Source organism: Streptomyces sp. NBC_01264 (assembly GCF_026340675.1).
Taxonomy (GTDB): domain Bacteria; phylum Actinomycetota; class Actinomycetes; order Streptomycetales; family Streptomycetaceae; genus Streptomyces.
The window spans coordinates 960,794-975,265 of sequence record NZ_JAPEOX010000002.1 but is presented as its reverse complement, the minus strand read 5'-3'; the positions used below and the strand labels follow the sequence as shown (position 1 = coordinate 975,265).

Genomic DNA, 14,472 nt, shown 5'->3' with positions numbered 1-14,472 from the left:
TAGTTGGATGATCTTCCCGTCCGGACTGGCTCCAACCACCCGGACGGGAAGACCTGCGTGAAAAAGCTTAACTGACCGGAAATCCTTCGGTCGCACGGGGTGGCTATGGGAGGGGTCACATCGCGGAGTCGGCCGGAAGCCGCAGGGTGAACCGCCCTCCGGGGCCCGGTCCGGCGTCCAGCGTGCCCCCGTGCGCCGAGGCGATGTCCCGCGCGATGGCCAGCCCGAGCCCGGTCCCGCCCGCGTCCCGGCTGCGCGAGGCGTCGAGCCGGGTGAAGCGGGTGAAGATCCGCTCCCGGTCCGCCTCCGGGACCCCGGCGCCGTCGTCGCGGACCTCCAGGAGGACCCCGGCGGGCTCTCCGGGCCTGCCGGGCTCACCGTGCTCACCGGGCTCAGCGAGTCCGCCGAGTCCGCCGAGTCCGCCGAGTCCGCCGAGTCCGCCGAGTCCGCCGGGCCCGGCGGGCCCGGCGTCGACGGTCACCGCGACGGCCTCGCGGGCGTGCCGCTGGGCGTTGTCGAGGAGGTTGTCCAGCACCCGGGCCAACTGCCCCCGGTTGCCGCGGACCAGGACCGGCCCGGTGGCCTCCACCGACACCGGCACCCGCCCCTCGGGGCGCCGCGCCACGGTGTCCCGTACGAGTTCGCGCAGATCGAGGACGGTCCGCTCGGGGGCCCGGCCCGCATCGAGGCGGGCCAGCGTCAGCAGGTCGTCGGCGAGTTGCTGGACCCGGATCACGTCGTCCAGCAGCTCACCGCCGTGCAGGAGCCGAGGATGGGCGATCCCCACCTCGACGTGCGCGCGCAGCGCGGCGATGGGATTGCGCAGCTCGTGCGAGGCGTCGGCGATGAACCGGCGCTGGCGGTATATGGACTCCTCCAGCCGGTCCAGCGTGGAGTTCACCGTCCGGGAGAGCCGGGCGACCTCGTCGCGCGAGGCCGGGACCGGTACCCGGCGGCCCAGGTCCCGCTCGGTGATTTCCGCGACCTCGGTGCGGATCGCCTCCACCGGACGCAGGGCCCGGCCGGTGGAGCGCCAGGTGACGGCGGCCACGAGCAGGAGCAGCAGCGGGATGCCGGGGACCATGGAACGCAGGATCAGGTCCTGGGTGTACCGGGCGGTCTCCAGACTGGTGCCGGCGTACACGGTGGCCCCGGAGCCGTGGGCGGTCGCCGCCCGGACGGCGGCGATCCGGAAGGGGTGGGGCCGGGGATCGGGGCGCAGTGCCAGGTCCAGGCTGCGGGCGGCCGCGTCGTGGCCTTCGGCGGGCTCGAAGGAGGCCACGGGGCCGCGGGCGGCCAGATTGTGGCTCGCGGCGAGGATCCGGCCGTCGTCGGTGACCACTTGGAGCAGGCTGTCCTCACCCTCGGGTACGGCGAGGCGGTCGACGAGCCGCCCCGACCCGGTCACCGCGGCGACGGCCTCGGCGCGGGTCAGCGCGGTGCGCTCGGCGGAGCCCACCAGCCCGTGGCGGATCACGCCGAGCAGACCCGCGCACGCGGCGAGCAGGGCGACGGTGACGATGGCGACGGCGCCGAGGGTGGTCCGCACACGGACCGAGCCGAGCGGGAGCCGGAATCGGGGAAGCCGGGGGGACCGGGGGAGGCCGGGGAGCCGGGAGAATCCGGGGAGTCGGGGCAGTCGCCGCCGCCGGCGCTTCACGGGGTCGCGGCGGGCCGCGGGACGAGGCGGTAGCCGATCCCGCGGGCGGTGTGCAGCAGGGGCGGCGCGGTGTCCCCGAAGGGGTCCTGGAGCTTGCGGCGCAGCGCGCTCACGTGCACCTCCACCACGTTCGGATCGCTGTCCGCGGGCAGGTCCCAGACCTCCTCCAGCAGTGCGCCCTTGGAGACCGTGACCCCCGGACGCCGCGCGAGCACCGCGAGGAGGTCGAACTCCTTGGCGGTGAGCGGGATCTCGGCCCGGCCCGCGTGCACCTCTTGCTGTCGGGCTCCAGGACGAGGTCGCCCGCCTCGACGACGGCCGGCCGGGCGGCGCCCCCGCGGCGCAGCAGGGCGCGCAGGCGCGCCTGGAGCACCAGGTAGGAGAAGGGCTTCGTGAGGTAGTCGTCGGCGCCGGTGTCGAGGCCCTCGGCCTCGTCGTACTCGCTGTCCCGGGCGGTCAGCATCAGGATCGGCGTCCAGAGACCGGCGGCCCGTACGGTCCGGCACACGCGGTGTCCGTCGAGGCCGGGCAGCATCACGTCGAGGACGATCGCGTCGTGGGCGCCGGTGAGCGCGAGCCGCAGGCCCTCGTGCCCGTCGTGGGCCACGTCGACCCGGAGCCCCTCGGCCTCGAATCCGCGGCGCAGGACGGAGGTCAGGGAGACCTCGTCCTCGACGATCAATATGCTGCCTATTGTCCGGATCCTACCTATTGGTGAGGGGTCACTTCGACTCCTTCTGGTGGCTGGTCACCTCGCCCGTCTTCGCGTCGATGTCGATCTCGTGCCGGACGGAGCCGTCACTGACCTCGATCTGCCACAGCGGCCTGGCCTCGGTGCCCTCGATGGACAGTTCGCGGACGAAGCCCCCGCCGGCCTTCGCCACGGCGGTGCGGACGGCGTCCTCCCGGTCCACGCTCGCGGCGTCCAGTTCGGCGAGCGGGATCTCCAGGTACTGGCGCGCGCGATCCGGCATCCGGTCGGCCCGGTTGCCCAGCAGCGCGCCGGTGGCCGCGTCCACGGTGAGGTTGTGCACGCGGGGCTCGGCGGTCATGACGTCGATCTCCCAGACCTGGGTGCCGTCCTCGGTCTCCAGCTCCACGTCCGTGATCCTGCCGCCGGGCACCGCCTTCTCGGCGGTCGCCATGGCCTGGGCGCGGGAGGTCTTGGGCCCGCCCTGTTCGGCGGGGCCCCGCTCCGGAGCCGTCGCGGGCGATTCGGGGGCGGTGGGGGGTACGGCGGCCGCGGCCGCGGCCGGGGCCGCGTTGCCGGCGGCGCGGGCCTTGTCCACGCCGGGGTCGGAGCCCGCGCCGCCGCAGGCGGTCAGTGAGAGGACGAGGGCCCCGGCCACGAGGGCGGCGGCCGGCAGGCGGCGGCGGGCGGTGGCCGGGGTCTTCGCGGTGGCGGTCGTGCGGACGTTCATGGGGCCCTCCCGAGCGGCTGTCTCACCGGCTGGTGATGACTCCACTCTCGGAGGCCCTCCTGAATCCTCCCTGAAGCATCCTGAAGACGACTTCAGGATGATCTGTCAGGTTAGATCCCTATCCATCCCGTTATAGTCCCGATATGGCTCTCCATGAGACGAAGGACCTGCGTGCCCGCGACGCCGAGACGGACGTGTTCGCGTCCGTCCTCAGCGGCGAGATCCTCCCCAAGTACCGGATGCCCGAGGACCACTCGCCCTCCGAGGTGGTCTACGAGCTCCTCCACAACGAGCTGCTCCTCGACGGCAACGCCGCCCAGAACCTGGCCACCTTCTGCACCACCTGGTCGGACGACGGGGTCCACCGGCTGATGAACGAGTGCCTCGACAAGAACATGATCGACAAGGACGAGTACCCGCAGACGGCCGAGATCGAGGCCCGCTGCGTCAACATCCTGGCCGACCTGTGGAACGCCCCCTCCGGCACCACCGGCACCGGCTGCTCCACCACAGGCTCCAGCGAGGCCGCCATGCTCGGCGGCCTCGCCCTCAAGTGGCGCTGGCGCGAGCGCCGACGCGCCGCCGGACTGCCCACCGACCGGCCGAACCTGGTGTGCGGGCCCGTCCAGGTCTGCTGGGAGAAGTTCGCCCGGTACTTCGACGTCGAGCTCCGCCAGCTCCCCCTGCTGCCCGGAGCCACCGGCCTGAGCCCCGAGCAGCTCGCCGCGAACGTCGACGAGAACACCATCGGCGTCGTCGCCATCCTCGGGGTCACCTACACCTGCGTCTACGAGCCCGTCGCCGAGATCGCCGCCGAACTCGACCGGATCCAGGCCGAGAGGGGCTGGGACATCCCGATCCACGTGGACGCCGCCAGCGGCGGCTTCGTGGCCCCCTTCCTCCACCCCGACGTGGTCTGGGACTTCCGGCTGCCGCGCGTGGCCTCCGTCAACACCTCCGGGCACAAGTACGGCCTCGCCCCGCTGGGCGTCGGCTGGATCGTCTGGCGCACCGCCGATCTGCTGCCGGCCGACCTCGTCTTCTCCGTGGACTACCTCGGCGGGGACATGCCCACCTTCGCCCTCAACTTCTCCCGGCCGGGCGGCGAGATCATCGCCCAGTACTACCTGTTCCTGCGACTGGGCCGGGGCGGCTACCGCCGGGTCCAGCAGGCCTGCGCCGACACCGCCCAGTACCTGGCCCGGGAGATCGAGACCATCGGCCCCTTCACCCTCCTCTACGACGGCCAGGGCGCGCTGCCCGCCGTCTCCTACCGGCTCACCGATCCGCAGGGAGCGGGCTTCACCCTCTACGACCTCTCCGACCGGCTCCGCATGCGCGGCTGGCAGGTGCCCTCGTACCCGCTGCCCGCCGAACGCGACGACACGGTCATCCAGCGGGTCCTGATCCGGCACGGGGTGACCCGGGACCAGATCGCACTGCTCGTCTCCGACCTGCGGGGCGCCGTGGAACACCTGGTCGCGCACCCGCAGCCCACGCCCGCGGCGCCGCCCCGGTCCGGCTTCCACCACTGACGGCCGACGGGACGGGTCCGGCGCTCAGGACGCCGACCAGCGCATCCCCAGCTCCGTCAGCGCCGCCGTCCGCTCCCGGGTGAGGGACGCGGCGCGGGAGCGCTGGTTGGCGATCCAGGAGCCGAGCCGCAGGTCCCGGTCGCCGACCCGCTCCACGTGCGTACGGGGCACCCGCAGGTGCCGCTCGCGCTCGTGGAACCGCCGGGCCGCCTCCAGATGGGCGGCCCACGCGTCGGCATGGGCCACCCGGGGCTTCGGCCGGTCCGCGCCCTCGGCCGGGACCACCCCGAGGGTGTGCTCCAGCAGCCAGCGCTGGGCCCAGGCCAGGCGCTCCCAGGACGCGCGCTGGCCGCGCAGCCACACGCCGAGGTCCTCGCCCTGGACCACGGCCTCCCCGGGGCGCGCCGGGAGCCGGCCGCCCGCGTCCAGGTGGACCCGGGTCAGGTGGAAGGCCCGCTGCCAGGAGATCTCCCAGGACGGACACCAGGAGGCGTCGACGGCCTCCAGGGCCTCCCGGCGCTCCTCGGACAGGGCGCCCGGGCCCTTTCGGCGGGCCGCCGCCCGCTGGTTCTTGACCCAGACCCCGACCGGGGCGCCGCGCCAGGTGGCGTCCACGGGAGGCAGCAGGTGACCGTGCTCGGCCGCCCAGCCGCTCGCCGCCGCGAGCCCCCCCTCGAACGCCACGTCGAAGTGGCTCCACACCATGCCCAGTTCGTCGAGCTGCGCCACCCGGCGGTGGCCGAGCGCCCCGCGGCGGTACGTGCGCCGGGCATCCGCGATCCACTGGCCGAGCGGGAACCGGGCCAGCCCCGGCGGCCACAGGGCCCCGGCTTCCCGGTCCTCCGCGGCGGGCGTGGGCGTCTCGGCCTCCGTGCCCCCGTCCGCGGGCGCGGGCGTGTCGGCCCCCGCGCCCCCGTCCGCGGGCACCTTGAACGCGAACGGCACCTTGAGGTCACCGGCGAGCCCGGCGTAGATCCGGGCGGCCTCCACCCCGCGCCGCCAGTGCTCGTGCTCCGGGTGCAGGACGCGCAGCCGGACGAAGGCGGCCAGCAGCGCCGGGTCGCGCGGGGTGGAGAAGCTCAGCAGGGACTGCGCGCCGCCGCGCAGACCGGAACCGCCCACGGCCTCCGCCGCGCCCTGCGCCGTGCGCCGGCTCGGGGCCTGGGGCTGCGCCAGGGATTCGACGAGCCGGGTGTCGTGGGCCCGTAGCGCCTCCAGCAGCCGCGCGAGGTCCCCGTACGCCCGTGAGGTCAGCATCGTCTCGGGGGACTCGCCCGGCCCCAGCAGCACCGGCACCACGAGCGAGGCGACCTTGCCCTCCCCGGGCCGGATGCGCAGCGCCCGGCCGACGGCCTGCACCAGGTCGGGCATGGAACCCCGCACGTCGGCCCAGAAGACCGAGTCGCACTCCTTGGTGTCCACCCCCTCGCCCAGCACCCGGACGCTGCCCAGGAAGGCCTTGTCCGCGATCCGCTCGTCCGCGAAGGCGCCCAGCACCCGGCGCCGGTGCGCCGCGGTGTGCTGCCCGCACAGCCAGTCCGCCCAGACGGTACGGGGGTACACCGGCCGCGGGGCCCAACTCGCCGTGCGCAGCCGGTCGGCGACCGCCGGCAGACCGGCCGCGAAGGCCTCGGCCTCCTTGGTCAGGTGGTGGAAGACCAGCGTGCGCCGGAACCCCTGCTTCACGGCCGCCGTCACCAGCGCCGTCTGGAGCGCCGCGAGCCGCACCCCGCGCACGGCGTCGGAGCGCCCGTCCGGGCCGAGCAGCACGGCCGCCTGGAACTCCGGATCGCTGACGTCCACGCAGACCACCCGATAGGGCGCGCAGATGCCCCGGTCGACGGCCTCCGAGAGGGTCAGGGTGTAGCAGCGCGCGCCGAACGGCCCGTCCGGATCGTCCTCCATGGAGGCCACCAGGTCGCCCCGGCCGCGCACCGCCTCCGGCCGGTCGGAGCCCTCGCCGGGCTCCTCGCCCTCGGCGGACCCGGGATCCTCGCCGTCCTGCCAGACCCGGGGCGTGGCCGTCATGTACAGCCGGCGGACCGAGGGGATCCGGACGTTGTCGTGCACCACCGCCCAGGGCTTGCCGATGCGTCCCGAGGTCCGGTGCGCCTCGTCGACCACGACCAGGTCCCAGCCGGGCAGCCCCTCGCGGTGCGCGCGCTCGATGGTGCCCAGGCCGAGCGAGGCGTAGGTGGCGTACACCGTGACCCGGACGACGGGCGGGCCCGCCCAGCCGGCCAGTTCGGCCGGGTCGGTGGTGGTGGGCACCCCCGCGTCCTCGGCGCGCAGCGAGCACACGGCGAAGGCGCGGCCGGTGCGGCCGCCCTCGCGCCAGGCCGCCGCGGTCTGCACGAGGAGGTCCAGCGAGGGCACCAGCACCAGCACCCGGCCGGCCCGCAGTTCCTCGGCCGTGTGCACGGCGACCAGCGACTTGCCGGAGCCCGTCGCCATGATGACCTGCGTACGGAGCCCGGTCCGTGGGACCCTGCGCCCGGCGGGCAGTTCCAGCGCCCGCACGGCGGCGTCGACGGCCTCGCGCTGGTGCGGACGGAGCTTCTGCCTGCTGATGCGCCCCACCTCCGCCGTGATCTGCCGGTTTGCTTCCAGCTCCTATCTTGCCCCCATTTTGAATCATTGCGGGGAGATCGGGTGGGCGGGGGTGGTGGACGCGGTGGAGCGCGGTGCGGGGCAGCGGGGCCGGGCCGGGAGGTGCTACATCCGGGCGCCGAAGTTCTGCGTCCACCACGGGCCGCCGGCGCCCTGGTGGATGCCCACGCCGATGTCCTTGAAGGAGCAGTTGAGGATGTTCTCGCGGTGGCCCTGGCTCTTCATCCAGGAATCCATCACCTGGGCCGCGGTCCGCTGGCCCAGGGCGATGTTCTCCCCGTAGGTGGACCAGCGGTACCCGGCGGCGGTGGTCCGCTTGCCCGGGTCCGCGCCGTCCGGGTTGGTGTGCGAGAAGAAGTCCCGCCGCGCCATGTCGTCGGAGTGTCCCTGGGCGGCCGTACGCAGCTGCGCGTCCTCCTTGAGCGGCCCGCAGCCGGCCTTCGCGCGCTCGGAGTTGACCAGGGATATCACCTGGGCGGCGGTGCTGCCGCCCGGCGGGGCGGGAGCGGGCTTCTTCGGCGGGGTGGTCTTCGGGCTGGGCTTCGGGGTGGGCGTGGGCGTCGGACTCGGCGTCGGCGTGGGGCTCGGGCCGGGGCTCGCCGAGGTGCTCGGGGAGGCGGACACCGAGAGGCTCGGGGTGGGGGAGGCCGGCTCCGGGGACAGCGCGGTCCCCGATTCCGGTGCCACGAGCGCGGCCGGAGGTGCCTCGACGGGGTCGGTGCCGGGCCGGGTGCCGAGGTAGGTCAGCCCGCCTCCCACGACACAGGCGGCGAGCACCGCCCCGCCGATCACCCGGCGCCGGCCGCGGGTGCGCCGCAACTTGCGCAGCGAGGCACGCCCGTCGCCGGGGCCGGGGGTGACGGCGAACTGCGCTTCGCCGCCTCCGGCGCTCGCGTCACCGCCTGTGCCACTGGTCCCGTCCCCGCCCGTTCCACCGCCAGCGCCGTACGCCGAAGCCGTGGTGGCCAGGCCCGCGGAGGTGAAGCCGGAGTCCAGGGCGGCCCGTACGCCCGCGACCAGCGCCGCCGAGACCGGCAGCAGCGCCAGCCCGGCCAGCAGCCCTTCGGCCGGGACCAGGCCGTTCCACAGACCGGCGCAGTGCAGGCACTCTCGGGCGTGGCGGGCTATTCGCTTGCGCCACAGGGCCGACGGCAGGCCGTCCCAGCTCCCCGCCATCGCCCGCAGCTCCTCGCAGGGCGGCTGGGCGCCCAGCGCCCGCTCCACCACCCGGGCCGCCTCCAGCTGTGCCTTCATCCGCTGCACCCGTACCGCGGTGTGCTGCGGGGACAGCTCCAGGGCCTGCGCCATCTCCGCGCGCGTCAGCTCCCCGGCGCACTCCAGCCACCACAGGGACAGCAGCGCCCGGTCGTCGGGCTCCAGCCAGCGCGTGGCACGGGCCGTCTCGCGCCGCTGGCCCTCCAGCTGGAGCCGTAGGACGGTCAGGTCCACGAAGTCGGCGCCCGGATCGGCGAGCTCCCAGGCGGCTTCGAGGCCGCTTTCGCCGGGGGCGCTGCGCCGGGCCTGCCAGTGGGCGCGGACCCGGTTCATGGCGATCGCGACCAGCCAGGACCGGAAGCTGTGGTCGTCGCGCAGGCCGCCCAGCCCGTCGAGTGCCCGCAGCATCGTGTCCTGGACCACGTCGTCCACGTCGACGGACCCGTTCAGGGCCCGCCCGACGATGTTGTAGACCAGCGGCAGATAGGCGCTGACCAGGTCGTCCTGCGCGCGGGGGTCGCCCGCGCGGGCCGCGGCGACCAGCGCTGCCGTGTGCTGAGTGCTCATAGAAAAGTCCCTGTCCGTACCGGCGCTCGATGATGCCCAATACCTGGGAGACCGTCGAGGGGGACTTCGATAACGCTTATCCGCCGAACGATTCCGCGGATGCGGAATCCGGAGTGCCCGGGCCCGTTTCGCCGGCCGGGGCGAGGCGGGCGGCCAGGGCGTCCAGGTCGGGCAGGAACCAGATGTGGCGGCCCTCGTTCGACTCCCGTACGAGATCGCGCAGGGCCGTACTGGCCTCCAGGTGGTGCGAGAGGTCGCCCACGACCACCAGGCGGACGTGATAGTTCACGAACTTCTGCATGATGGCCCCGGCGAGCCCGCTGCGCAGGTCGAAGAAGCCGGCGTCCAGGCGTTCCACCGGGACGGCGACGATGTCGGTCCGGTAGAAGGCGCCGCCGATGAGCTGGTCGAGCGCGTCCTGCTCGGTGGCGACCGGCGGGCCGTCGGCGGCGCAGACCAGGACCGGCACGCCGTGGTGTTCCACGAGGAGGTCAGCCATGGTGCGCCCCCGCCGCGTCGTGGGTGTCGAGGTCGTTCCCCATGCCGTTGCCCGGGCCGAGCACCCCATCGACCAGGTTCAGCAGATCGGCGGTGGTGGCGGCGTCGCCGAGGATCACGATCTTCATACGGGCCCGCTCCTTGTCGTAGACCGTCTGGACGCGCAGGGCCGCCGGGGTGGCCCGCGGGGACTGCGCGCTCGCCGTGACGAGGTTCGCGAGCCGGCTCGCCGCGTCGGGGCCGATCGCGTCGATCTGCACGATGCTCGACACCTCCACGTGCCGCCGCGGGGTCTCCCCGGTGGCACCGGGATCCTCGGCGGCGGCGGGGGCGGGGCGGCTCGTCAGGGCCTCGAAGTCCGCCCGGCTGATCCGGTACTGCTTGCCGATCCGGACGGCTTTGAGCCGGCCGTCGCGCACGTAGTTCCGGACGGTGCGCACGTGCAGCCCGAGCAGCTCGGCGACCTCGCCGACCGAGTAGAGCTCGCGTCCTTCGTCACTCATACATCCGGATCCTACCCTAAGAGGTGAGGATGCCTTCTGATAGGGAAGTTTGGGGAATCCGGAGGAGGAGTTCGAGGAGTCGCCCGGGAGCCCGCAGCGGCAGGTAGTGATCGGCGCCGACGACCACCTCCAGCCGCGCGCCGGGGATGCCGTCGGCGAGGCGATCGGCGATGACGCGGATCTCGGGGTGGTCGTGATCACCGACGGCGACCACGGTCGGAACCCCGATCCGGTCCAGACCGCCGACCGCGTCCTCGGCCGGGTCGAGGGCGTGTCCCTTCTCCGCGGCGGCTCCGGCTTCGGCGTTCTCCCGCACCATGGGCTCGATGACCTCGAAACCGGGGGCCCGGTCGCCCAGGCTCGCCCAGAGCGCTAGCTCCAGCTCGGCGGTGCGACGGCCGACCGATCCGCGGCGTGCCGCGGCGTACGCGTCCGTCTCGGGACTCCGGGGCCACTCGTGCCCACCGGCGGACGCCGCGATCAGCGTCAGCGACCGGACCCGCTCCGGGTGTTCCAGGGCGAAGTCGAGCGCGACCTCGCCCCCCATGCTCAACCCGACGAGCCCCGCGGTCCGGAAGTCGAACCGGTCCAGGACCGCCAGCAGGTCGTCCTCGTAACGGAAGGGCCCGGTCGGAGGCGTCGAGCGGCCATGGCCGCGGGCGTCGTAACGCACCACGGTGCGGTGTCGTGCCAAGGTGGCGAAGACGCGGTCCCACAGGCGGCTGTCGTGGACCGATCCGTGGAGCAGGACGAGCGGGGGGCCGTCGCCGGCCCGCTCGGCCCAGATGCGGCCTCCATCGGCGACGGGTATCAACTCGGTGGTCATGCCACCGATTCGATCACACGGCCGCCTCCGGTGAGAGGGGCGAGGGGGCGCGGGGGTGAGAGGGCGAGAGGGGCCATGGCCCCGGGAAGACCGGTTCGGCTGCGGTCGGGACCCCTCGTAGGATCATCGGATGAAGGATCCCCGCTACCCCGCCAAGCCCTGCCCCGGAGACCGCGTCGCGGTGCTCTCGCCTTCGGCCGGTCTGCCCGGGCTCTTCCCGCAGCCCTACGAACTGGGGCTGCGCCGACTCCGGGAGGAGTTCCTGGAGACCTCGGAGGACATGCCGCGCGCCCAAGAGGTCTACTGGATCCTGCGCGGCATGGGGGAGCGCGGACTGCTCCGGCAGTTCCCCGCCCTTCTGATGGGCCGGGCGAAGAGCTGGTCCTTCGAGAAGCCCCACGGGGCCGAGGAGCGGGAGCGCTACCGCCGCGAACAGCGCGAGGCCGTCCTGCGGGCCCTCGCCGACTACGCCCCCGGCACCATGGCCGTCTTCGACGTGGACCTCGGGCACACCGACCCGCAGCTCGTGATCCCCGTCGGGGGCCGGGTCCGGGTGGACGGCCCGGCCCGCCGCGTCTTCGTCACGTACTGACGAACATCCGCCGCCCGTCATCCCGTTGGGGTTCCCCCGGCCGGGTCCGGGGCACAATGTGGTCCCACGGGACGTGTTGGGGGCGGCATGTCGGCGTTGCTCTTGAGGGGATCCGGCCGGGCGAGGGGCTGGGCCGGATACCTCGGTTCGGTAGGGCTCGGAGCAGGTGCGGTGGCGCTGGCGGCGGTGTGGACCTCGGGGCCCTGGGCCGCCGGGATCGGCGCGGCCGTCACCACGCTGTCCGGACTCGCCGCCGAGCGGATGCGGCCTCCCGGCGAGGGTGCCGACCCCCGGGCCGCCGGGCAGCTGCTGCGCACGGCGGCGGGCCGGATTCCGCTGCTGCGCCAGGTGGACCGCCCCGAACTGGCCGGAGCCCACCCGGCGGAGGCCCCCGCGGACCCGCCCGCGTACATCCGGCGCGACGCCGAACCGGGGCTGCGCGCGGCCCTGGACCGGACGCGGTTCGTCCTCGTGGTGGGGGAGTCCACGGCGGGCAAGACGCGGCTCGCCTACGAGGTGGCCCGCACCCGCTACCCCCGGCACGCCTTCGTCCGCCCGCTCTCCCGCGCCGCACTGCCCGAAGCCGTACGGATCGCCGGGCGGCGGCGCCGCGCCGTGCTGTGGCTGGACGACCTGGAGGACCACCTCGGCGCGGGCGGCCTCAACGCCGCGCAACTGGCCTCCCTGCGCACGGCGGTGGTCATCGCGACCATGCGGGTCCAGGAGTACCGGCGCTACGACGCCCGCGAGGAGAGCCGGCTCACCGGATCCGACCGGGATGCCTGGCGGGCCCAGCGCGACCTGCTCCACCAGGCGGCAGTCATCCGGCTGCCCCGGCACTGGTCCAGCGCGGAGCGCGGCCGGGCCGCCGCCCACCGGGGCGATCCGCGCATCGGGGCCGCGCTGCGCGCGGGCGAGCGGTTCGGGGTCGCCGAGGTGCTGGCGGCCGGACCGGAACTCCTGGCGGCCTGGGAGAACGCCTGGGCCCCGGGCGCCAATCCGCGCGGCGCGGCCGTGGTCGCGGCGGCGGTGGACTGCCGCCGGGCCGGACTGCGCCGCCCGGTGAGCCGCGCGTGGCTGCGCGAGCTGCACGCCCCCTACCTGGCGGCCCGCGGCGGCGGGGACCTCCAGCCCGAGCCGTTCGCCGAGGCCATGGAGTGGGCCTGCGCCGCCGCCTACGCCACGAGCGGACTGCTCATCGGCAACTTCGGAGCCGGATTCACCGCGTTCGACTACCTGTTGAACGCGCCGGGCAGTGGTCCGGTGCCCGACCACCTGTGGCGCGGGCTGCTCGCCCTGGTGGAACCGGCCGACGCCTACGACATGGGGCTCGTCGCCCATCAGGACGGCCGCCTCGCGCGGGCCGTCGAGGCCCTCGGCCTCGCCTCGCGCGGCGGCGTCCCCGGCGCCGAACTCCCGCTCGCCACCGCCATCGGGGACTCCGGGAAACCGCGCCGGGCCGCCGCAGATCTCGCCGGGATCGCCCGCCGGCGTGCCGGCCGGCTCGGGCCCACGCACCCCGACACCTTGGCAGCGCGGCATCAACTGGCCTTCTTCGTAGGAGAGTCCGGGAACCACCTGGCCGCGGCGGCCCAGTTCGCGGAGCTGCTCGTGGATGCCCTGGAGGTACTGGGGCCCGACAACCCGGACACCCTGGCGGCGCGTCACCAGCTCGCCTACTTCACCGGAGAGGGCGGCGACCCCCGCGCGGCAGCCCAGCAGTTGGAAGGGCTGCTGGCCGACCGCTTGCGGGTCCAGGGCGCCGGGCACCCGCAGGTGCTGGCGACCCGGCGCAGTCTGATCTGGTTCCGGCCGGGGGAACCGGCTGCCGCGGAAGCCGCGTTGGGGGAGCTGCTGGCCGAGGCGGAGGCCGCCGAGGGGATCGGGCCCGACGATCCGCACACCCTCGCCGTCCGGAGCAGCATGGCGGCGTTGGCTGCCCGTGCTGGGCGCACCGCCGAGGCGGCGCAGGCCTGGGCGGAGCTCACCGCGGACCGGACCAGGGTGCTCGGCGAGGACCACCCGCACGCGTTCTACTCCCGCCTGGAATGGGCCCGCGCCCTGCTCGCCCGGGACCGGGCTCCCGAGGCCGCGGAGGTACTGACCGGCGCCCTGGCGCGGGCCGAGTCCGTCCTGGAACCGGGCCACCGGCACCTGCGGACGGCCCGGGAACTGCTGGACCGGGCCGCCGGCCGGGCTCGTACCGCCGACCGGGCCTAGAGCAGCGGGGCCAGTGCCCGGGTGGCGGCGAGCAGGGCGGGCGCGTAGGCCTCGATCTCCGTGCGGGAGACCAGGAACGTGACGGTGGTGATGCTGACTCCGCCGATCGGCCGGCCGCCGGTGTCGAGGATCGCGGCGCCGATGCAGCGGATGGTCGCCTCGTTCTCCTCGTCGTCCACGGCGAAACCCCGCCCCCGCACCCCCTCCAGCTCCGCCTCCAGGGCCCGCCGCGTCGTGAGCGTGTGGGGCGTGCGCCGGGGCAGCCCGGCCGCCGCGACCAGCTCGCGGGCCTCGGCCGCGGGGAGCGCGGCCAGGATGCTCTTGCCGATCGCGGTCGTGTGCAGCGGCATCCGCATGCCGATCCGCGAGGTCGTCTGGAAGGGCTGCTGCTCGCTCTCCAGCTTCCGGATGTAGGTGATGGTCTCCCCGCTGTGCAGCGCGAGGTGGACCGCCTGTCCGGTGGCCTCCTGCAGTTCCCGCAGGATCTGCTCGATGCTGGCCGGCTCCCCGCCGCTGACCAGGGCGGACAGCCCGCGCAGCCGGGGGCCGACGCCGTAGCGGCTCTCGCCCTCGGAGCGTACGAAGCCCTGCTCGATCAGCGAGGCCAGGATGCGGAAGGTGCTCGACTTCGGCACGGCCGCCGCCGCCATGACATCGGTGAGCCGGTGCGGGCCGCCGGGCGCGGCCACGGCCTCCAGGATCCGCATCGACTTCTCGAGCGCCGTACCCGCCGCGGAGGTCCGGCCTCCGCGGGCCGGGCTTTCGCCCTCCGGGTTCTCGGGCCTTCCATCCATGGACAACGGGTCTCCCGAGGTGGGTATGGTC

General features: G+C 74.5%; 10 protein-coding genes and 2 pseudogenes. 3 read left to right on the top strand and 9 right to left on the bottom strand.

Translation table 11 applies throughout. From position 1 onward, the window contains the following. Positions 1-115: 115 nt before the first annotated feature. The 3 genes and pseudogenes from OG435_RS37290 to OG435_RS37280 all read right to left on the bottom strand — a co-directional run bounded on the left by OG435_RS37290 (position 116) and on the right by OG435_RS37280 (position 3,081). The gene (locus tag OG435_RS37290; protein WP_266883936.1) at positions 116-1,549 is read right to left on the bottom strand and encodes a sensor histidine kinase; all 1,434 of its coding nucleotides are present in this window, start codon (positions 1,547-1,549) and stop codon (positions 116-118) included. A 107-nt stretch (positions 1,550-1,656) separates the two neighbouring features. Next, a pseudogene (locus OG435_RS37285) lies at positions 1,657-2,345 on the bottom strand (response regulator transcription factor). A 37-nt stretch (positions 2,346-2,382) separates the two neighbouring features. Next, complete coding sequence (locus tag OG435_RS37280) at positions 2,383-3,081, bottom strand: PepSY domain-containing protein (protein ID WP_266883934.1); 699 nt, start codon at positions 3,079-3,081, stop codon at positions 2,383-2,385. Between the two features lie 143 nt (positions 3,082-3,224). Here OG435_RS37280 and OG435_RS37275 point away from each other — a divergent pair, with 143 nt between their 5' ends. After that, on the top strand, positions 3,225-4,616 hold the full coding sequence (locus tag OG435_RS37275; RefSeq protein WP_266883932.1) for a glutamate decarboxylase: 1,392 nt from the start codon (positions 3,225-3,227) through the stop codon (positions 4,614-4,616). Between the two features lie 24 nt (positions 4,617-4,640). Here OG435_RS37275 and OG435_RS37270 read toward each other — a convergent pair whose 3' ends face one another. The 5 genes from OG435_RS37270 to OG435_RS37250 form a co-directional block, all read right to left on the bottom strand. Then, complete coding sequence (locus OG435_RS37270; RefSeq protein ID WP_430625809.1) at positions 4,641-7,196, bottom strand: Helicase associated domain protein; 2,556 nt, start codon at positions 7,194-7,196, stop codon at positions 4,641-4,643. A gap of 135 nt (positions 7,197-7,331) precedes the next feature. Beyond that, on the bottom strand, positions 7,332-9,008 hold the full coding sequence (locus OG435_RS37265; protein WP_266883930.1) for a sigma-70 family RNA polymerase sigma factor: 1,677 nt from the start codon (positions 9,006-9,008) through the stop codon (positions 7,332-7,334). 76 nt (positions 9,009-9,084) lie between these two features. Beyond that, on the bottom strand, positions 9,085-9,507 hold the full coding sequence (locus OG435_RS37260) for a DUF4180 domain-containing protein (protein WP_266883928.1): 423 nt from the start codon (positions 9,505-9,507) through the stop codon (positions 9,085-9,087). Then, on the bottom strand, positions 9,500-10,009 hold the full coding sequence (locus OG435_RS37255; protein WP_266883926.1) for a helix-turn-helix domain-containing protein: 510 nt from the start codon (positions 10,007-10,009) through the stop codon (positions 9,500-9,502). Before OG435_RS37255 ends, OG435_RS37260 begins: the two co-directional genes overlap by 8 nt. Positions 10,010-10,025: 16 nt before the next feature. Beyond that, entirely contained in the window at positions 10,026-10,835 is an 810-nt protein-coding gene (locus tag OG435_RS37250; RefSeq protein WP_266883924.1) for an alpha/beta fold hydrolase, read from the bottom strand. A 259-nt stretch (positions 10,836-11,094) separates the two neighbouring features. Between OG435_RS37250 and OG435_RS37245 the strand changes: the two are divergent. Next, a pseudogene (locus tag OG435_RS37245) lies at positions 11,095-11,427 on the top strand (LD-carboxypeptidase); the annotation flags it as partial. 171 nt (positions 11,428-11,598) lie between these two features. Continuing rightward, a complete protein-coding gene (locus OG435_RS37240; protein WP_266883920.1) occupies positions 11,599-13,647 on the top strand; it encodes a tetratricopeptide repeat protein in 2,049 nt (682 codons plus the stop codon). On the opposite strand, the gene OG435_RS37235 is transcribed toward OG435_RS37240, so the two are convergent. Next, positions 13,644-14,441, bottom strand: a complete 798-nt coding sequence (locus OG435_RS37235; RefSeq protein ID WP_266883918.1) for an IclR family transcriptional regulator — start codon at positions 14,439-14,441, stop codon at positions 13,644-13,646. The two genes, OG435_RS37240 and OG435_RS37235, sit on opposite strands and share 4 nt — an antisense overlap. Positions 14,442-14,472 lie beyond the last annotated feature (31 nt).